This window comes from Sphingomonas radiodurans, assembly GCF_020866845.1.
Lineage (GTDB): Bacteria > Pseudomonadota > Alphaproteobacteria > Sphingomonadales > Sphingomonadaceae > Sphingomonas > Sphingomonas radiodurans.
The window spans coordinates 1,781,416-1,800,642 of sequence record NZ_CP086594.1 but is presented as its reverse complement, the minus strand read 5'-3'; the positions used below and the strand labels follow the sequence as shown (position 1 = coordinate 1,800,642).

The 19,227-nt window shown below is 67.2% G+C and carries 18 protein-coding genes; 5 read left to right on the top strand and 13 right to left on the bottom strand.

What is annotated here, in order from left to right; genetic code table 11:
• Positions 1–28 precede the first annotated feature (28 nt).
• Genes LLW23_RS08685 through LLW23_RS08660 form a run of 6 tightly spaced genes read right to left on the bottom strand, consistent with a single transcriptional unit; the run spans position 29 to position 6,557 of the window.
• On the bottom strand, positions 29–1,102 hold the full coding sequence (locus LLW23_RS08685) for a CgeB family protein (RefSeq protein WP_228948392.1): 1,074 nt from the start codon (positions 1,100–1,102) through the stop codon (positions 29–31).
• Positions 1,099–2,187, bottom strand: coding sequence for a CgeB family protein (locus LLW23_RS08680; protein ID WP_228948391.1), 1,089 nt, complete (start codon positions 2,185–2,187; stop codon positions 1,099–1,101). The genes LLW23_RS08685 and LLW23_RS08680 overlap by 4 nt, the downstream gene beginning before the upstream one ends.
• Positions 2,184–3,296, bottom strand: a complete 1,113-nt coding sequence (locus LLW23_RS08675; RefSeq protein ID WP_228948390.1) for a CgeB family protein — start codon at positions 3,294–3,296, stop codon at positions 2,184–2,186. Before LLW23_RS08675 ends, LLW23_RS08680 begins: the two co-directional genes overlap by 4 nt.
• Positions 3,293–4,387, bottom strand: a complete 1,095-nt coding sequence (locus tag LLW23_RS08670; protein WP_228948389.1) for a glycosyltransferase family 4 protein — start codon at positions 4,385–4,387, stop codon at positions 3,293–3,295. Before LLW23_RS08670 ends, LLW23_RS08675 begins: the two co-directional genes overlap by 4 nt.
• Complete coding sequence (locus LLW23_RS08665; protein ID WP_228948388.1) at positions 4,384–5,448, bottom strand: SDR family NAD(P)-dependent oxidoreductase; 1,065 nt, start codon at positions 5,446–5,448, stop codon at positions 4,384–4,386. The genes LLW23_RS08670 and LLW23_RS08665 overlap by 4 nt, the downstream gene beginning before the upstream one ends.
• The gene (locus LLW23_RS08660) at positions 5,445–6,557 is read right to left on the bottom strand and encodes an SDR family NAD(P)-dependent oxidoreductase (RefSeq protein WP_228948387.1); all 1,113 of its coding nucleotides are present in this window, start codon (positions 6,555–6,557) and stop codon (positions 5,445–5,447) included. The genes LLW23_RS08665 and LLW23_RS08660 overlap by 4 nt, the downstream gene beginning before the upstream one ends.
• Before the next feature lie 178 nt (positions 6,558–6,735).
• On the opposite strand from LLW23_RS08660, the gene LLW23_RS08655 reads away from it, so the two are divergent.
• From LLW23_RS08655 to LLW23_RS08645, 3 genes are read left to right on the top strand one after another with little or no spacing between them, the layout of a single operon-like run.
• Positions 6,736–7,374 (top strand): histidine phosphatase family protein, encoded by a 639-nt coding sequence (locus LLW23_RS08655; protein WP_228948386.1) that lies wholly within the window; start codon positions 6,736–6,738, stop codon positions 7,372–7,374.
• The gene (locus LLW23_RS08650; protein ID WP_228948385.1) at positions 7,371–8,159 is read left to right on the top strand and encodes a TIGR04290 family methyltransferase; all 789 of its coding nucleotides are present in this window, start codon (positions 7,371–7,373) and stop codon (positions 8,157–8,159) included. Before LLW23_RS08655 ends, LLW23_RS08650 begins: the two co-directional genes overlap by 4 nt.
• Complete coding sequence (locus tag LLW23_RS08645) at positions 8,156–9,166, top strand: glycosyl hydrolase (RefSeq protein WP_228948384.1); 1,011 nt, start codon at positions 8,156–8,158, stop codon at positions 9,164–9,166. The genes LLW23_RS08650 and LLW23_RS08645 overlap by 4 nt, the downstream gene beginning before the upstream one ends.
• A 2-nt stretch (positions 9,167–9,168) precedes the next feature.
• Here LLW23_RS08645 and LLW23_RS08640 read toward each other — a convergent pair whose 3' ends face one another.
• Both LLW23_RS08640 and LLW23_RS08635 read right to left on the bottom strand, forming a co-directional pair.
• Positions 9,169–10,137 carry a methyltransferase gene (locus LLW23_RS08640; RefSeq protein ID WP_228948383.1) on the bottom strand — a complete coding sequence of 323 codons (969 nt, stop codon included), beginning with the start codon at positions 10,135–10,137 and terminating at the stop codon, positions 9,169–9,171.
• A gap of 51 nt (positions 10,138–10,188) precedes the next feature.
• Complete coding sequence (locus LLW23_RS08635; protein ID WP_228948382.1) at positions 10,189–12,390, bottom strand: sugar nucleotide-binding protein; 2,202 nt, start codon at positions 12,388–12,390, stop codon at positions 10,189–10,191.
• 284 nt (positions 12,391–12,674) lie between these two features.
• Here LLW23_RS08635 and glf point away from each other — a divergent pair, with 284 nt between their 5' ends.
• Positions 12,675–14,909: a UDP-galactopyranose mutase gene (gene glf / locus LLW23_RS08630; RefSeq protein ID WP_228948381.1), complete on the top strand. Its 2,235-nt coding sequence runs from the start codon at positions 12,675–12,677 to the stop codon at positions 14,907–14,909.
• A 76-nt stretch (positions 14,910–14,985) separates the two neighbouring features.
• Positions 14,986–15,399, top strand: a complete 414-nt coding sequence (locus LLW23_RS08625; RefSeq protein WP_228948380.1) for a hypothetical protein — start codon at positions 14,986–14,988, stop codon at positions 15,397–15,399.
• On the opposite strand, the gene LLW23_RS08620 is transcribed toward LLW23_RS08625, so the two are convergent.
• From LLW23_RS08620 to LLW23_RS08600, 5 genes are all read right to left on the bottom strand, one after another.
• A complete protein-coding gene (locus LLW23_RS08620; RefSeq protein WP_228948379.1) occupies positions 15,384–16,430 on the bottom strand; it encodes a patatin-like phospholipase family protein in 1,047 nt (348 codons plus the stop codon). The genes LLW23_RS08625 and LLW23_RS08620 overlap by 16 nt on opposite strands.
• Before the next feature lie 3 nt (positions 16,431–16,433).
• On the bottom strand, positions 16,434–16,745 hold the full coding sequence (locus LLW23_RS08615) for a hypothetical protein (RefSeq protein WP_228948378.1): 312 nt from the start codon (positions 16,743–16,745) through the stop codon (positions 16,434–16,436).
• Entirely contained in the window at positions 16,745–17,269 is a 525-nt protein-coding gene (locus LLW23_RS08610) for a ferritin-like domain-containing protein (RefSeq protein WP_228948377.1), read from the bottom strand. Before LLW23_RS08610 ends, LLW23_RS08615 begins: the two co-directional genes overlap by 1 nt.
• A gap of 54 nt (positions 17,270–17,323) precedes the next feature.
• Positions 17,324–18,178, bottom strand: coding sequence for an MBL fold metallo-hydrolase (locus LLW23_RS08605; protein ID WP_228948376.1), 855 nt, complete (start codon positions 18,176–18,178; stop codon positions 17,324–17,326).
• A gap of 64 nt (positions 18,179–18,242) precedes the next feature.
• Positions 18,243–19,097: a manganese catalase family protein gene (locus tag LLW23_RS08600; RefSeq protein ID WP_228948375.1), complete on the bottom strand. Its 855-nt coding sequence runs from the start codon at positions 19,095–19,097 to the stop codon at positions 18,243–18,245.
• Positions 19,098–19,227 lie beyond the last annotated feature (130 nt).

Genomic DNA, 19,227 nt, shown 5'->3' with positions numbered 1-19,227 from the left:
CGCTGTTCCTTGAAAGGCGGATCGTCGGTCATGCCGCACCCGCCAGCCGGCGCGCCGCAGCGGCTTCGGCGAGATGCGCGTCGAGTTCGGCCGCGCGGTGCGCCGCGGTATGCGCGCCGAGCACGCGGGCGCGCGCGCCCTCCCCCATCGCGGTCGCGTCCGCGCCGGTGAGCGCAGCGATGACGGTGGCAGTATCGTGCGCGATCAGGATTTCGCGATCGGGCGCGAACAGCTGATCGAGGCCTTCCCACGCGTCCGACACGATCGGCGTGCCGCACGCGCCGGCCTCGAACAGCCGCACCGACGGCGACCAGCCGGCGGCGATCATGTCCGCGCGAGTCACGTTCAGCGTGAAGCGCGAGGCGGAGTAGAAAGCGGCGTGCTCGGCGGGCGGCAGATGCTCGATCCGCTCGACATTGGTGGGCCAGGCGATGTCGGCGGGATATTGCGGCCCGGCGACGACGAAGCGGTACTGCGGCAATGCGCGGGCAGGCTCCAGCAGCAAGCGATCGAGCGTCGGCTGGCGATCGGGGCTGTAGGTGCCGAGGTAGGACAGATCCCAGCGCTTGGGCTCACCCGTCGGTGCGTAGAGCGCCGAATCGACCGAGCAGTAGAGCGCGCGCGCGGCTGGCGCTCCGTAGCGCTGCTCCAGCAGGTCGAGCGTCGGGCCGCCGGTGAACGACAGATAGATGTCGTATCCGGGGATGCCCTGCGGCGAGAGATATTCGAAGTCGCCGCGCGCGAGCTTCGCGAGCGTGACTGGCGTGTCGATATCGTAGAAGGCGGTGACGCCGCGCGCGGTCTTCTGCACGAAACGGCCGACCGCGACGCCTTCGGGCACGTAGGAGCCGACGATCACGGCATCCGCCTGCGCGATCGTGGCGGTCCAGCGCGCGAGATCGGTGAGATCGGTGTAGAAGGCGAGCTCGCAATAGGCCGGATCGGCGAGGTCGCGCTGCGTCGCGTACCAGGGAACGTCGCGTTCGAGGAATAGGATGTCGTGCCCGCGCGCGGCAAACGCCTTCAGCAACGCGCGGAACGTGGTCGCATGACCGTTGCCCCAGGCGGACGACAGGCTGAGCCCGAGGACGACGAGCTTCATGCGGCCTCCCGCTGGCGCTGCGCATGATCCTTGAACAGGCGATCGACCTGCGCGCCGCGCAGCGTGTAGGTGTGATCGGCGAGCACACGAGCGAGCGCGGCGCGGCCGATCGATGTCGCCCGCTCGGGCGTGAGCGCAGCCATGTGATCGGCGACATCCTGCCCGTCGCGCGCCACGAGCACCTCGACATCGGGTTCGAGGAACTGCTCGATCCCTTCCCAGGCGTCCGTGATCAGGCAGGCGGCGGCGCCAGCGGCCTCGAAGACGCGTGTGGCGGGCGAGAAGCCGACGTGCGCCATGCTGTCGCGCGCTACGTTGAGGACGGCCTTGGGGGTGCAATTGAAGGCGTTGTGCTCGGCGGTGTAGACGTGGCCGCGGTGGCGCACGTTGTCGGGCATCGACTTGGTTTCCCAGCCATTGCCGCCGATCAGGAACTGGCGTTCGGGGAGCGATGCCGCAGGCCGAAGGAAGAATTCCTCCACGCGGGCTTCGCGATCGGGCAGGCGATTGCCAAGGAAGGCGAGATCGCAGGCGAAGCGCGGATCGGGATCGACCGGGAAGTGCGTCGTGGGATCGAGCGCATTGTAGATCGGCACGCACACTGCGGCGCCGAACTCGCGATAAGCGTTCACCACCGGCGGGCCGCCGCCGTAGGTGAGCACCATATCGATATCGGGCAGCGCGGCGCGCACCGGATGCGCGGGATCGGCGCGCATCTCGTCCAGCGTGGCGGCGGCGTCGACATCCCAGAAGATGCGCAGCGCGCCGGGACGGGCGTGCGCGACCACGCCTTCGAGCAGTTCGCGATCGAACACGCCGACGCCATTGGCCTTGACGACGATATCGGCCGCGCGTGCCTCCGCCAGCACGCCGCGCATCGCGGCTTCGGTGGCGGGATAGACGACCGAGCGTGCCCATTCAGGCGGATCGATGTCGCGATGCTGTTGCCGATCGAACGCGTCGGGCTCGTAGAAGGTGATGTCGTAGCCGCGCGCCGCGAGATCGCGCAGGATGCCGCGGTAGTAGGTGGCGGCGCCGTTCCAGTAGGAGGAAAGCAGGCTGGAGCCGTAGAATGCGATCTTCATGCGACTGTCCTTGCGGGCGTGGGCAGCGCGAGCGTCGCGACGATCGCGAGCAGCTCGTCGACGCGGTGGACACAGGTGTGCCGAGCGTGGATCGTGGCGAGGCCATCGGCGACGAGCGCGGCACGGAGGTCGGGATCGTTGCACAGCGCGCGCAGGTGGCGCGTCATCTCCGTGCCGTTCGTGGCGACGAGATAGTCCGCGCCCGGGCGGAAGAGATGCTCGGCGTCGTCCCACGGGGCGGAGACAAGCGGAATGCCGCACGCCAGCGCTTCGAAGACGCGGATCGTGGGGATGCCGGGGAGGATCGTGGAATAGTAGCGGCGCGGCACGTGGACGGTCGCGAGGTGACGCGCGAAGATTTCGGGGGCGCGGGCGTTGGGCGCCCAGCCGCGATAATTGGCGGCGTAGCGGGCGAGCAGCGCCTTGGCTTCGTCCGGGTAGCGCACGCCGTAGATGTCGAGCGACAGGCCAGCATCGCGCGCGGGGCGGAGGAGGAAATCCTCGATCTCCTGCGTTCGTTCGCCATCGCCCCAATTGCCGACCCAGACGAGCCCCTTGCGCTCGCCTTCGTGCGCCGGGGGATGGAACAGGCGGGTGTCGGCGGCCTCGTGCCAGGTCCACACGCGGTCGCCCCAGCCCCAACGGCGATACACGTCGGACAGTGTTTCGCCGAACGCGAGCACGCCGTCGTAGCCCGAGAGGTCGAAGGCGCGGATCGCTTCGGGATCGCTGACGGCGCGGTGGTGCGTATCGTGGAACAGCAAGGTGAAGCGCCCGCCGGCGGCGCGCAGTGCGCCGATCGCGGCGACGAGCGCTGGCTCGTTCCATTCGTGGACGATCACCAGATCAGCGTCGTCGATCAGTTCGGCCGGATCGGCGGCGGGATCGAAGCTGGTGGAAGTCAGCTCGGGATAGGCGGCGCGATAGGCGTCGAGGCCCGCCTCGCCCGCATCGGCGAGCAGATTGGCGAGGCTCCAGTTGCCGGTGGGTTCGAGCGCGCGCACGTCATGGCCGCGGGCGATCAGATCGCGCAGCACGCCGCGCAGGAAATGGGCGTTGCCGTGGTTCCAGCACGACGCCAGCGAATGCGTGAAATAGGCGATCTTCATGCCGCGACCTGGCGCCTGGTGGCCATCAGGAGGTCACCGAACAGCGCGTCCATCGCGGTTGCCAAGCGATCGGGGGTGAAGTGCGCGGCGCGGCGGCGGGCGAGATCGCCGCGGGCGAGCCGCACTGGCGGGTCGGCGATCAGTTGCTCGATCGCAGCGGCGAAGCCGGCGTCGTCGCGTGGATCAACGAACACGGCGGCGCCTTCCCACAATTCGCGAAACGTGGGGATGTCGGCGAGGATCAAAGGGCAACCGGCGAGTGCTGCCTCCAGCACGGCGAGGCCGAAGGGTTCGTAGCAAGCGGCGGATACGAAGATCGGACGGGCTGCCAGCTGATCGGCGATCGCGGCATCGTCGAGCTGGCCGAGCAGTTCGAGCTGCTGCAGCACGACCGACTCACCCTTGGCGTTGGCGGTTGCGCCGGCGGCGTGGAAGGGCACGTTCAGCCGCGCGGCGACGCGATCGAGCGTGGCGAGGTTCTTGCCCTCGTCCCACAAGCGCCCGGCGGTGAAGGCGACATGTTCGGGTGTGCGGCTGGCGGAGGCGGATGGCGCGCGGCCGTTGTAGACGGCGTGCGGCAGGCGCGGCAGCGCGTAGCGCGACTGGAGCGCGGCGGCGAAGGCGCGGCTCGGCGCGACGATCGCGTCGGCGCGGTCGAGCCCGCGCTGCATCAGATCGGCCTGCCAGGCGATGTCGGAAGGCTCGGGCGCGTCGCCGCGCATCGCCCGCCACCACGTGCCGACGCAGCTATGGCCGGCGGCGACGACGGGCATCGCGAAGACCGCTTCGGCGGCGAGCGCGGGCTGGTTGAGTTGGACGATGTCGGCGCGATGCTGCTCGGCAAGGCGCGCGATCTCGGTGCCGGCGGCGAGGAGCGTCGCGGCGTCGGGCGCGGTCCAGTCGAGCGGCAGGCCCGTATCGATCAACGTGATGTCGGGACCGAGCGTGCGGCGCTGTGCATCGGACGGCGGCGGGCCGAGCGTTGCGATCGTGACGTGGTAGCCGCGCGGGTGAAGCGCACGGGCGAGCTCGACGGCATATTGCCAGACGCCGCCGACGCTGTCCGCGGTGAGGAACAACCGTCGCATCATGCCGCGACCGCGATCGGCGCGTTGATGCCGCGCGCTGCCGCCAGCCAGCGCGCGAGCGCCGCAACGCCGCTGTGCCAATCGACCTTCTCGCCGAGCCCGAGCGCGTGTTCGGCCGCGCGCGTGTCGGCGACGAAATAGCGCTGATCTCCCGCGCGCCAATCGGCGTAGCTTATGTCTACATCGCGCCCGATCAGCGTTCCGATATAGGCGAGCAACGCGCGTAGACTAACGGCATTGGCGGGGCCGCCGCCGAGATTGAACGCACGCCCGGCAACCGCATCGATGTTGCGCCAGGCGGCAACGTACGCGCCGACGGCATCGGACACGTCGAGGATGTCGCGCACCTGATGTCCATCGCCGTAGAGCGTGATCGGTCTGCCTTCGAGCGCGCGGATCAGGAAATGGGCGACCCAGCCCTGATCCTCGGTACCCATCTGGCGCTGACCGTAGATGCAGCTCATCCGCAGCACCGCCGCGCGCAGGCCGAAGCTGCGCGCGTAATCGAGCACATATTGATCCGCGGCGCCCTTCGAGCAGCCATAAGGCGTGTGGAAATCGAGCGGGCGCGCCTCGCCGATGCCGTGCGCGCGGATCGCGGCGTCGACCGGGCGGTAGGCGTCGTCCTCGAGCGCGAAATCGAGATCTGACAGGTCGCCATAGACCTTGTTGGTCGAGGCGAAGATCAGCGGAGTCGTTGGCGCTCGGGTGCGCAGCGCTTCGAGCAGGCCGAGCGTGCTGGCGATGTTGATCGCAAAATCCTCGCGCGGATCGACGAGGCTGGTGGTGACGGCGACTTGCGCGGCGAGGTGGAACACCACCTTCGCCTGCACCGCGACGTCGGCGAGCCGCGGTTCATCGCGGATGTCGGCAACGATCGGCGTGATGCGATCGCCGTGGCGCTGGACCAGCCAATCGAGGTTGGTCTGCACGCCGGCGCGCGACAGTGCGTCGTAGACGATGACGTGATGGCCGTCGGACGCGAGCCGATCGGCGAGGTTCGAGCCGATGAACCCGGCGCCGCCGGTGATGAGAACAGGGCGCGTGTCCGACGCCTCGCTCATGCGACGAGACCGCGCGTTTCGAGTTCGGCGCGCATCTGTTCGACGCGATCCTGCGCGGTCTGCTGCGCGACCCATTCGGCAAGCTCGGCGAGGCCCGACTGGAAATCCTGCCGCGCGGTGAAGCCGAGCTTCTCGGCAGCGAACGACGTGTCGCAGAAACAGTGGCGGATATCGCCCACGCGCGCCTTGCCGACGATCTGCGGCGCGATGTCGTTCTTGCCCATCGCGCGGGCGAGCTCGGTCGCGACCTCGGTAACCGAGCGATCCTTGCCCGAGCCGATGTTGAACGTGCCGCCGGCCGCCTGCGGCAGCACGAGCGCATCGGCGAAGGCGCGCGCGACATCGGTGACGTGGACGAAATCGCGGCGCTGCTCGCCATCCTCGAAAATCATCGGCTGCTGGCCGTTGAGCAGCCGCGAAGCGAAGATCGCGAGCACGCCGGTGTAGGGGTTGGAGAGCGCCTGACCCGGGCCGTAGACGTTGAACAGGCGGAGGCACACGCCCTCCATCCCGTAAGGCGCGGCCATGATGTGCGTGGTGCGTTCCTGCACGTACTTGTTGAGTGCGTAGATCGAGCTGAGGCTGGGGCGCTTCCATTCGGGGGTCGCCATTGGCGTCAACGGGCGGCCTTGCGCATCGACCGGTTCCCAATTGGCGAGCCCGTCACGCAGGCCCTTGCGCGCGGCATCCTCGACCGTTGCGCCGTCGGCGTCGCGGTACAGGCCTTCGCCGTAGATGCTCATCGACGAGGCGGTGACGACGCGGCGCACGGGCTTGTCGATCAGCGCCTCGAACAGCACCGCGGTGCCGACGTCGTTCGTGGAGGTGTAGCGTTCGACCTCGTACATCGACTGGCCGACGCCGACTTCGGCGGCGAGATGAATGACGCTGTCGACGCCGTCGAGCGCGCGCGACACGGCCGCCTTGTCGCGCACGTCGGCGCGGATCAGCTCGGCTTCGGGGTTCAGCAGCTGCGCGCCGTCCGTCTCGCCATGGACCTGTTCGATCATGGCATCGAGCACGCGGACCTCGTTGCCGCGCGCCAGCAACTCGTCAGCGACAAAACGCCCGATGAAGCCGGCGCCGCCGGTGATCAATATCCGTTCCATTGTCCCTCCCGCACGGTCGAGCGACCGGTTCACTTGACAGCGAACGGAAAATTCACCCAGACCAAGCTTCTTCCACCAAGAACATCTTCTTCATCTTCTAAGTTCCAGCAGATCGCACTGATCGATTTGATTGATCTGGATCTACAACTTGGGTTGTACTTACTTGTTTGGAACATGGATGCTCTTGGCCAGTTCAAGCTTCTATGTTGATCCTTCCGATGTGTGTGCGTTGAGCGGCGCGACAATCCTCCTCGCGCGGCACGCCAGCCATGATGAAGTGGGCAAGGTGCTGAGCGGTCGATCGGCGATCCCGATCAACCCCGCCGGCCGCGCCGAGGCGATGCGACTGGCGCGTCGGCTGGTCGACGTGCCGCTGGCCGCGATCTACAGCAGTCCGCGTCGGCGCGCGCAGGATACGGCGGCGATCGTTGCCGAACCGCGTGGCGTGACGGTCGAGACGGCGGACGGGCTCGACGAGATCGACTTCGGCGAATGGCAGGGGCGATCGTTTGACGATCTGGATGGCGATCCCGACTGGGCGCGTTGGAACATGGCGCGCGCAAGTGCCGCGACGCCGGGTGGCGAGACGATGCATGCCGCCACCAAGCGTGCGGTGCGGCACATCGAGGCGGTCGCAGGGGCGGCGCCGGTGCTGTGCGTGAGCCATTGCGACATCATCCGCGGCGTCGTGGCGCATTACCTCGGACTGGACGCGGACCGGTTGCTGGCGTTCGACGTCGATCCGGCGTCGCTGACCGAACTGGCGGTCTATTCGGGTGGCGCGCGCGTCGTGTCGCTCAACGAGCGGCCGCGATGAGCGGGTTGCGTGCCCGGGTGGAGGCGCTCGCGCCGTGGTTCCACAATATCGATCTGGGGGACGGCGTGGTCACCGCGCCCGATCACTTCCTGGGCGATTATCCGCGGTTCAAGTTCGAGCGGTTCGCCGCCGCGCTGCCGACCGATCTCAGCGGCAAGAGCGTGCTCGATATCGGCTGCAACGCCGGTTTCTATTCGGTCGAGATGGCGCGGCGGGGCGCTACGCGGGTGGTCGGGATCGACAGCGACGATCGCTATCTGGCGCAAGCGCGGCTGGTGGCCGACGCGCTGGGGTATGGCGAAATCGAGTTCCGCAACCTCTCGGTGTACGATGTCGCCGCGCTGGGCGAGCGGTTCGACCTCGTGATCTTTATGGGGGTTTTCTATCATCTGCGGCACCCGTTGCTCGCGCTCGACCTGATCCGCGAGCATGTGACGCGCGACATGCTGCTGTTCCAGACGATGCAGCGCGGATCGAACGACACGATCGACGTGCCCGAGAACCACCCGTTCCACATGGCGGGCACGTTCGAGCCGTCGCCGATCTTCGACGAGCCGGCATATCCCAAGATGCATTTCATCGAGCGGCGCTATGCCGACGACTGGACCAATTGGTGGGCGCCGAACCGGGCGGGATCCGAAGCGATGCTGCGCGCGGCAGGCTTCACGATCGAGGCGCGGCCGGAGGACGAAGTGTATCTCTGCCGCGTAGCGCCGGTGCCGTACGGCGATTGGGGGGCGCCGGCGGTTTATCCGGCGCGCGCAGCAAAGGGGAGCGACGCATGATCGAAGCCGCGATGATCTGGAACGAGCCCAACAACAAATCGCATTGGGACCCGGCGCTCGACCCCGATTGGTCGCGCTTTGCCGAGCATGTGATCCGCGCGGGACGTGCGATCCACGCGGTCAACCCGGCGGTGACTCGCGTGCTCGGCGGGATGTCTCCGATCGATCCGCACTGGCTGCGGCGGCTCGAAGGCTATGGCGCGCTCGACGTGGTGGACGCCGTAGCGGTGCATGGCTTTCCGCTCGACTGGAACCTGTGGCCGCTCGCCGCCTGGCCCGACAAGATCGCCGAGATCGAAGCGGTGACCGACAAGCCGGTGTGGGTGACCGAAGTGGGCGTCAGCTCGTTCGGGGCCGAACAAGTGCAGGTGTTCGGGCTCAACGAGACGGCGGCGCTGCTGAAGCACCGCGTGCCGCGGATCTTCTGGTATTCGCTGTTCGACCTGCCGGTGAGCTGGGGCGCCGAGACGCGGCATCGCGAGGCGGAGGGATCATCGTATTACCGGCATTTCTACCTCGGGCTGATCCGCGAAGATGGCACGCCTAAGCCGTCGCTCGAGGCCTATGCCAAGCACGCAGCGGATGTCGGGCTGATGCAATGGTTCCACTATGAGGATCCACGGCTCGACGAGGCAGTGGCGTGGATGAAGCGGCTGGGCACCCGGCATATCCGCACCGGCCTGTCGTGGGCGGACAGCTTCCGGCCGAACGCGATCGACTGGTTCGATCGGCAGATGGAGGCGCTGAGCGATTTCGAGGTGACGGTGACGTTCTGCTTCACGCCCGCGCACCTCGGGCTGGCGCCGCACCACACGAGCCCCGCCGCTGACCCGCAGGGGTTCGCCGATTTCTGCGCCTGGATGATCGATCGCTATGCGCCGGCGCAGCCGCAGAAGGTGGCGGCGTCGATCCCGGTGACGGTGGATACGCGCGTCGACGCCTCGCCGTTCGCGACGCTGCACTTCGATCGCGACGAGCGGCTGGCCGGCGAACGCAGCGCCGCCTGAGTCTATTCACGCACCACGCACAGACCGATCGCGGCGAGGCAATCGACCTGGGAATAGGCGGGGGTATCGAGTTCGTCGCCGTAGATGTCGGGATCGAGCAGGCGATAATCGTGGCTGAAGCCGATTGCGGGCATCGCTTCGCGCAGCGCGTCGCGCAGCACGTCACGCCCCCCAACGATCGAGACGCCGGTGTGCATCACGAAGCGCCCGCCCGGCGCGAGCTTCTGGATCGCCGCGAGCGTCCAATCGAGCGAGAGGCGGCCGCCGTACAGATCGCCGCCGTCGCGATAGGCGCGGCGGCCGGGGTCGATCATGAACGGCGGGTGGGTGACGATGAGGTCGAAGCTGCCATCTACCTCCGCGATCGAACTGGCCTGGACGGTGTGGTGGTCGATCCCAGCGGCGGTCGCGTTCACGGCGGCGAGCGCGAGTGCCTTGGGGTTGATGTCCGCGATGGTCAGTGTCGCATTGCCGTGGAGCGAGGCGGCGACGATCCCGCCGACCCCGGCCCCTGCGCCGTAATCGAGTATGCGCGCGGGTTGTGGCAGCCCGGCAATGGTGCGCGAGATGTAATCGGCGAAACGGTAGCTGTCGGGGCCGAGGAACACCGAATCCTGCGCGCTCGTCGGATACGGCGAATGGGCGAAGAGGCAGCCGAACAGTGCGGATACGCGCACGCCAGCCTTGACCATCCCGTCGGGCCGCCGATCGAGCAGGCCGGCGGCGTCGAGTGTGACGATGATGTCGGCCGGGATCTCGGCGGGCGCGCAGGGGATGCTCCAGCCGAGCAGATCGGCGACGGTGGTGCCGGCCTGGCGATCGGGCCGCGCGAGGATACGCGCGTGCGAAGCCGGCGTCGGGGCGAGGAAATCGTATTCCCGGGTTCGCAGCAGCGTCAGGAGGCGGAGCAATGCGGCGTGCTGCGCCTCGTTGCCGGCGTCGGTGACGGGGGTGATCTGAAGTTCGGTCATAGGTTCACGATCGATCGAGGGAGAGGCAATGATGAGGGATAGGCGCGGTAGTCATGCGGCTTGCTGTTCGCGGATGGGCTGGGCGGCCGTGGTTTGAATCGCGCGCCAGTGTGCGGCGAAGTCGGCGATGGCGGCGGTCAGCGGGCCGAGCGAGGCGACGTGGCGGCTCTGCAGCCCGCACGAGCGCGGGCGCGGCGCCGTCCAACCGAGCTGCACGCCCGGCACGCCGATGATACGACCCGGGTCATGGCCGAGCGCGCGCGCGATCAGCCGGGCGAAGTCCGCCCATGACAGGCTGGTATCGTTGGCGAGATGGCGGATGCCCTGTTCGCCGTCGATCAACAGATCGAGCACCGCGGCGGCAAGCGCGGGCACATAGCTTGGCGACATCACCTGATCGTCGGCGGCGGTGAAGGTCTCGCCGGCGCTCAAGGCCTGCGCGACGGCATGGGCGAAATTGTGCGGATCGTGCGGCGAGAAGAACGATGCGGTGCGAATCACCAGCGGGCAATAGCCATAGGCGAGGCTGCCGGCTTCAAGCTCGACCTTGCTACGGCCGTAGACACACAGCGCGTGCGGCAGATCATCCTCGAGATACGCGCGGCCCAGCGTGCCGTCGAACACCAGGTCGCTGGAGAGGGCGACCACCGGGATGCGGCGCGACGCGCATTCGGTGACGAGGCGAAGCGCGGCGGTGACATTGCTGGCGCGGCAGGCATCGGCTTCGCCTTCGGCGTCGTCGACGCGCACCCAACCGGTGGCGTTGATCACTGCCCAGGGCTTGATCCGGTCGAGCGCGGCGGCGACCGACGCGCGATCGCCGAGGTCGCACTCGGCGCGCGTCGTGAGGCGATAGGCGATGCCACGCGCGGCGCAGGCACGCGCCAGCGCCTGCCCCAGCGTGCCGCTGGCGCCGCAGATCATCAGCGGCTTGGCCGGGTCGACGCGATGGTCGCGGTGGCCGCTCGCGTCCGCGACGCGCGGCGCGCGGGCGAAGATCAGCCGCTCGGGTCGCTGCCACCAACCGGGCTGATCGACCACCGCTTCGGCGCCATCCTCAGCAATCGACTGCCATTGTCGAGCGAGCGCAGTGGGGCGGACGATGCCGCCAGTGACGTCGAAGAGGCCCGACTCGTACACGCCGGGGCGCGTGATCAGTGTGTTCCAGTCCTGGCAGCCAAAGACCGACCAGGCGGTAACGGCGCGCACGTCCACCCCGGCAGCGCGCGCCTGCGTTGCGGCGCTCCAGGCCTGGCGCGTCCAGCGCATCTGTTCTTCGCGCGTGCAGCCGAGATGAACTTCGGTGAGCGCCACGGGCAAGCCATAACGCTCCCACGCTTCGCGCAGCGCACCAGCGAAGGGCTCGGGAGCCGGATCGAGCGCACGGACGGCCGGCACGTCGCTGAAGGGCTGTTCGGCATCCAGCGCGCACGGCTCGCCGGCGTAGCGTTGGATGCGGTGATCGAGGAAGCGATCGCTGGTGGGATAATGGTTGATCCCGATGATGTCCGGCGGGCACGGATCGTCGGCGATGGTCCGCAGCCGGTCACCGAATCCGATCGCGCAGAGCCGGCGCCACAGGGGGTGCCCGCTGGTCACGCGGCCGCACAGCAGATCCCACCCGATCCAGCGGCGCTGATTGTCGAAGGCCGCGCGCTGCGCCAGCGGCTCGGTTGCCCAGGCGCGGCCGAGATCGTCGGTCTGGATCAGCCGCGCGGTCGGCGTGACGGCGCGGATCGCGCGCATCGACAGCCGCGTGGCGTCGATCTGATTCAGCAACGCGCGCCAGAAGGCGGTCTCATCGCGCGCATGCGGATACCAATGGCCGTAGAGCGCGGAGAAGCGCGCGGTCGTGACGGGTTCGTTGACCGGGGTCCAATCCTCGATCCACGGATATCGTTCGGCGGCAGCCGCAGCGTGACGCGCGAGGCCGGTTGCGAAGCCGTCGTCGAGCAGGTTGGTGTAGCGCGGCCCGCTGCCGTGGTGGACCAGCCCGCCGATCACACGCAGCCCAAGATCGCGCAGCCGCGCCATCCGCGTGTCGCACCAGTCCCAGTCGGCGACATCGGGCGAGTCCGGCGACACGCGTTCCCACAGCAGCGGGTAGCGGATCGCGGTGAAGCCGAGCGCCGCCAGCCGATCGAGATCGTCGAGACGATCATGGTGACCGGTTCGCCGAAGCTGATCGGTGTACGTGTCGCCGACACGGCTGACGGTGCATTCGATGCCGCACCAACGTTCGAGGTCGTCCAAGCACGGTCTCCGTTCCGGAAGTCATAACGGCGCACGCATGGCGCCGTTGCGCCGTCACCCACCAAATCGTCTAAATGCAGGTTAACCGTAGAATAGTTGTGGGAACCGAAGGGCTTGTCGAACCTTGGATTGCGTAAACAGCAGGGATGCAAATTATGGATATGCGGGTCCAGGAAGCCAAGTTCGGTCTGACGCAGGTTAAGAATACAGAGCCCGACAGTGCCAGCCTGATCTGCTTTAGCCACTTACGTTGGAATTTTGTATTTCAACGTCCACAGCATCTGATGACTCGACTTGCGGTTGATCATGCAGTGATCTTCTGGGAAGAGCCGACCTATGCCGCACCTGATGCGACGCCGCGCGTGTGCCGCGAGCGGGACGCGAAGTCGGGCGTGACGGTGATGACGCCCGTATTGCCATGGGGGCTTCCGGCCGATGAGGAGCAGGCGATTCTCAAGTCGCTGCTGGACGCCGAACTCGCATCGCTGCCGCCGGTTGCGGTGCGCTGGTATTATACGCCGATGATGCTGCCGTTCTCGACGCATGTCGTGGCCGACTGCACGGTCTACGACTGCATGGACGAGCTTTCCGCGTTCAAGAATCCACCCGCCGGCCTTCTCGATCGCGAGCGTGATCTGCTTGCGGCGGCGGACGTGGTGTTCACCGGTGGGTCGAGCCTGTACGAGGCGAAGAAGGACCGTCACGACAACGTCCACGCTTTTCCCTCCAGCATCGAAGCGGCGCATTTTGGCGCGGCGCGCGGCGCTGTCGCCGAGCCGGAGGATCAGGCGCGGATCCTGGGCCCGAAGCTCGGCTTTGCCGGCGTGGTCGACGAGCGGATGGACATCGACCTGCTTGCGGCGCTCGCCGATGCGCATGACGACTGGTCGATCGTGGTGATCGGCCCGGTGGTGAAGATCGATCCGGCGTCGCTGCCCAAGCGCCGCAACCTGCACTTCCTGGGCGGGCGCGACTATGCCGAGCTGCCGGCGTACATGAGCGGATGGGACGTCGCGCTGATGCCGTTCGCGCTCAACGAAGCGACGCGCTTCATCAGCCCGACCAAGACCCCCGAATATCTCGCCGCCGGCTGCCCGGTGGTCTCGACCCCGATCACCGATGTGGTGCGCCACTATGGCCATCTGGCGGCGGTGCAGATCGCGGGCACGGCGGAGAAGTTCATTTCCGCCTGCGAGACGGCGGTCGCGTCGCGCGACGATTTGTCGTGGCGCGCCGAAGCGGACGAGCAGCTCGCGCGCGGGTCTTGGGCCGGGACCGTGCTCGAGATGGGTGCGCTGATCGCGATCGAACGTGCAACCGCCCATTCGGTCGAACGGATCGTTTCGCCGACGCGCTGGCCGGCACCGGCGACCACGGATCACGACGTGATGGTGGTCGGGGCCGGGTTCGCCGGCGCAGTGATGGCGCGGCAGCTGGCGGAAGCCGGGTTCAAGGTGCTGGTGGTCGATCGGCGACCGCATGTCGCGGGCAATGCCTTCGATCGGCGCGACGATGCGGGGCTGCTGATCCACCAATATGGCCCGCACATCTTCCACACCAATTCGGACGATGTGTTCGCTTACCTGTCGCGCTTCACGGCGTGGCGGCCGTACGAGCATCGCGTGCTGGCGAGCGTCGGCGAGCAATTGGTGCCGATGCCGATCAACCGCACGACGCTCAACATGCTCTACGATGCGAAGCTCGAGACGGAAGACGAGGTCGAAGCCTTTCTCGCAGCGCGCGCCGAGCCGGTCGATCCGATCCGCACCTCTGCCGATGTGGTGATCTCGCGCGTCGGGCAGGAACTCTACCGCACCTTCTTCCGCGGCTATACGCGCAAGCAATGGGGCCTCGATCCGAGCGAGCTCGACAAGTCGGTCACGTCGCGGGTGCCGACGCGCGCCAACACCGACGATCGCTACTTCACCGATACACATCAGGCGATGCCGGCGGACGGCTATACGCGGATGTTCGAGGCACTGCTCGATCATCCCGAGATCGAGCTGCTGCTGGGGGTCGATTACAAGCAAGTGCGCGATGCTTATCCGCACGATCATCTGGTGTTCACCGGCCCGATCGACGAGTTCTTCGGTCATCGCCACGGCAAGCTGCCGTATCGCTCGCTGACCTTCCGCCACGAGACGATCGATCGCGAATGGCTGCAGCCTGTGGCAGTGGTCAATTATCCCGACGAGGCGGTGCCGCACACGCGCATCACCGAATACAAGCATCTGACCGGCGACACGTCCACGGTGACGAGCCTGACGTACGAATATCCGAGCGAGGAGGGTGATCCCTATTATCCGATCCCGCGCGAGGAGAATCAGGTGCTGTTCAAGCGCTACGAGGCGCTCGCGCTGGCGGAGGAGGACGTGACGTTCGTTGGGCGGCTGGCGACATATCGCTATTACAATATGGACCAGGTGGTCGGGCAGGCACTTGCGACCGCGCGGCGGTTGATCCCGCGGTTGCGCGCTCGCCTCGAGGTGCCGGAGCTGACCGCCGAGGCAGCCGAATAGGACGGAGCGTTGTGCTGGAGGCCGCGTTCGGCTTCCGGCACTAACCGCTGCGCCGCTGCCAAGAGGAACGATACCGATGAATGATTCCACCCCCCGCCTCTACGGCATGGCCGATTCCTCCAACCGCCAAGATGCGGCGGAAAACGGCATGCGGGGCGAAGGCGCCGCCGATGTCGAGGGACCAACGTACCACCGCACGATCTCACCCGCGGACCAGCCGCCGATCGAAGTGGAGCAGGTTTCCGGCGTAGCGTTCGCCGAAGAAACCCGAATCGCGCCGCATGGTGGGACAGCCCCTGCGGCGGCCCCTGCCCCATCGCTCGAACCGCTTCCCACACCCGCGCCGACACCGTCGGCCTGGCCGTGGATCGTCGTGTCGCTGACGCTGGGCTATATGGCAGGGCGCCGGCGCGCGCGGGGCGAACGGGTCGTCGCGCAGCCGGTGACGGTCGGAAGCTTCCGGCGCGAGCTCGATCAGGTGCTTGTGTGAAACGCCTGGGCTTCGTGGCTTGGCTGCAGGACGGTGAGGCCTGAGCCGCTGACGGTGATCGATCCGTCGTCCAGCCGCCTGGCCAGATCGACGCCGTCGCGATAGCCGCTGTCCCAGCGATAGCGCACCGACGTGGGCGAGAAGTCCATCGCCTTGCCCGCGACCTCGCGCTGCTGATTGCCATAGGCAAGCCGCACCAGCGTGACGGGGTGCGCACGATGGGCCTCGCTGATGGCGTATAGCTCCTGCCAGCGCGCGATCGTGCGGCGGGACTGACAGGCGAAGACCAGATCCTGCGCGCGGCCGATCACTTCGCCGAGCGTGTCGGGCCGTGCGCCCGCCAGCGGCAACAGGTCGATCGCGATGCACAATGTCGGCGCCGTCGGCGGCTCGGACAGCACCGGATCGAGCGGCAGATTGGCCGACAGGCCGGCATCGACGAACATCTGCCCGTCGATCTCGACCGCCGGGAAGGAGGGCGCCAACGCCGCGCTGGCGCGGATGTGCTCGGCACCGACGGTGCGGTCGCGCGTGTCGAACGCGACGTCCTCGCCAGTGTCGAGATCGACCGCGGTGGCGGTGAAGCGGACCGGACCGGTGTTGAGCCGGTCGAAATCGACCAATTGTTCCAGCGTGCCGGACATCGGGCTGGTATCGAACAGCGCCGGGATGCTGCTGCTGACGCCGATCAGCGAACTGCCGAGCGGCGCGAACAGGCCCGGGCGGCCGACGAGCAACGTGCCGATTGCCTCGGACGTGCGTCGCCAGCTGTCGGGCATGCTATCCCACCAGCCGGGCCAGCCCATGGCGGGGGTCTCGGGCCGCCACAGGTCGACGAGGTTCGGCAGGCGCTGCTCGGGCGCGTTGCCCGCGATGACGGCGCCGTTGTTGGCGCCGACCGAGGCACCGACCACCCAGTCGGGCTCGATGCCGTGTTCCTGCAGCGCCTGGTAGACGCCCGCCTGATAGGCGCCGAGTGCATTGCCACCGGCGAGGACGAGAACGATGCGATAGTCTTGCTTCGTCGCCACGGCTTATCGGCTCGCCTGGTTCTTGCCCGCGCCTGGCCGCGATGCGCCGGGCTTCGTCACGGGATCTTCAGCGACGTCGCCGCCGCTGCCATGTACTTCGCCGCTCGCGGGATCGACCGATGCTCGCGCACCGGCCCCCTCACCCGCGTGCGAAGGATCGGCGTCCACCGCGCCGCTGGGGTCGGCCAGCCGCAGCGCTTCCTCGCGTTCGCGCGAATAGGTCTGACCCGACACGCCGCCTGCATGATCGAACGCATTCTTGGCGGCGCGCCGATCGGGGTCGACGGCAGGATGGTCATGCCGGGCCGTCATCATCAGACCTTTGCGGCGCTCGAACCGCCCTCGGCGTACAGCGTCGCATAGCGGCGCGTGACCATCGGCAGCGCGTCCTCGAGCCACTGTGCCATGGCCTCTTCCTCGCCGAGCGACTGCTTCAGCAGCGGGGTGAACTGGGCAAAGCCGCCGTCCTCCGCCATCACCAGCAGCGATTTGTAGGCAGCGATCTCGAAATGCTCGAAGGCGTAATTGGCGAAGCTATTCTTGATGATCTCGTCACCGGCGACCGAATGCGCCACTGCCGCCATGCCGCCCGACATGCTGAGCACGGTATCCTTGAGCCCCGAACTGCTCGTGCCGAACGTCGCCAGAATCTCGTCGAGGCGCTGGATCTGCTGGTTCGTTTCGTCGATGTGGAGGCGCAACCGATCGGCGACCTCGGGATAATTCTCGATCCGCTCGACCTGCGGCGTGATGATCGACAGCGCCTGCTTTTCCACCGCATGCGCGTTGGTGAGGCCTGTGATGAAGAGTTCCTGCATGGTTTCTTGTGGGATCGTCATGGTCGTTCCTTCCTTGAGCGGCGATCGGGTGATCGCCGATGGGGTGATGAATCGTCAGAGCGGGTGGCCCGCGTGGCAGTGTTCGAATTCCACCGGATCGTGCGAGCAGGTGATCGTCACGTCGCCACGCTGCTCGATCGAAAGTGCGCGCAGCCGTTCCTGATTGCGCAGGCGGCTCGTCGCATCGACTTGCATCAGCCGCTGGTAAGCGCGCAGCCCCGGCGTGCAGTGACGGCGTGCCCGGCGCATCTCGCCGCGGTAGAAATAGGCGTCGCCGGCGTGCAGGAGCCAGTGGCCGTCGTCGCGCCGGACCGCGACACCGGCGTGCCCCCAGGTGTGGCCGGGCAGCGGCACGAACAGGATCTCGGGCGGCAAGCCCTCCAGATCACGCACCGTATCGAATCCGAACCACGGCTCACCGCGCGCGCCATACCGTCGCCAGTGCTGGACGTTGTCCAGCTGCGGCCCGCGCCAGCGATTGCGCGCGACGAACCCCGCCTGCGGCCCGGTGGCATCGTCATATTCGCGCTGCATGACGTGAACCATCGCGCCGGGGAAATCCTCGAGCCCGCCGGCGTGATCGAAATCGAGATGCGTGACGATGATGTGCCGCACGTCTGCCGGGCGGTGGCCGAGCGCCTCGATCTGCCGGATCGCGGTTTCGGACTCGCGCAGCTGAATGTTGAGCATCAGCCGCCACGGCCGCGGGACGCGCGGGTCATGCCGTGCATGCGGATTGGCCACGTCGCGCAGGCCGAAGCCAGTGTCCACGAGCACGAGCCCGTGCGCGTCGGTTTCGATCAGCAGGCAATGGCCGACCAAGGTGGCCAAGGGCGCGGCGCTGCGGCCGTCGAACAACGCGCCGCCCAACGGGCAATCGGTGCCGCAGTTCAGATGATGGATGCGCAAGCCAGCGTCTCCGTAATCGGCGGGCGGGCAAAGCACCGAAGCGCCTGCCCGCCCGCGGACGATGTCAGGCGATCTGCTTGTCCTGCGCGCCGCTGTCGGGGCGAGCTGGCCCAAGGATCGGTTCGGGCCCGAGCGGCTGGTTCTGGAAAACGGTGAATTCGCCCTTGCCGTCGATCGTCGGACCGCTCGTCCAGCGGCCTTCGGGCACCGAGCCATCGACCGAGGTGGCGTAGAAATTATAGTTGTTCGCCTCGTCTTCCATTCCCTGCGGGAAGGAATTGGGGATCGGCAAATTGGCGGCGGGCCCGCCGAGCTCCTCCAGCACCGCGAGCCATTGCTGCTGATGCATCGTGTCGCGCGCGATCATGTAATGCAGCATCTTCTTCATGCCTTCGTCCTCGGCGGCATTGAAGAGACGCACCGCAAGCACGCGTCCGGTGCTTTCCGCAGCGACGTTGCAGTACATGTCGGCGGCGACGTTCCCGCTGGCATAGACGTGGCTCATGTTGAAGGGCACGCCATCGGAATCGATCGGCATCGCCGCGAGACCAGCCGACAGCAGGTTTTTGTGGATCATGCCTTCGATCGCATGGCGGCCGTTGCCACCACCCATCACGGCGCCGACGATGCTGTCCGTCACACCCTCTTCCTGCACCGATGCCGGGGCGGTCTCGAGGTTCATCGCGACAGCGGTCGCGAGCATCTCGATATGGCCGATCTCTTCGGTCGCGGTATGCAGCAGCATGTCGCGATACTTGGTGGTCGGCGCGCGATTGCCCCACGCCTGGAAGAAATATTGCATGCAGACGCGGATCTCGCCCTCGACGCCGCCGATTGCCTGCTGAAGCATCCGCGCGAATTGCGGGTTGGGTTTCGTAACGGTCACGGGGTATTGGAGCCGCTTGTCATGGTAGTACATGAATGATCTCCGTCCTGGTCGAGTCTGTGGCTAGGCTTGACGGCCTGGCGACTGAACGGACGAGCAACGGGTAAGTCGCGTTCTCTTTTGGGAGAACGCCTTTTTTCACAGTAACTTAAATTGTACTTTG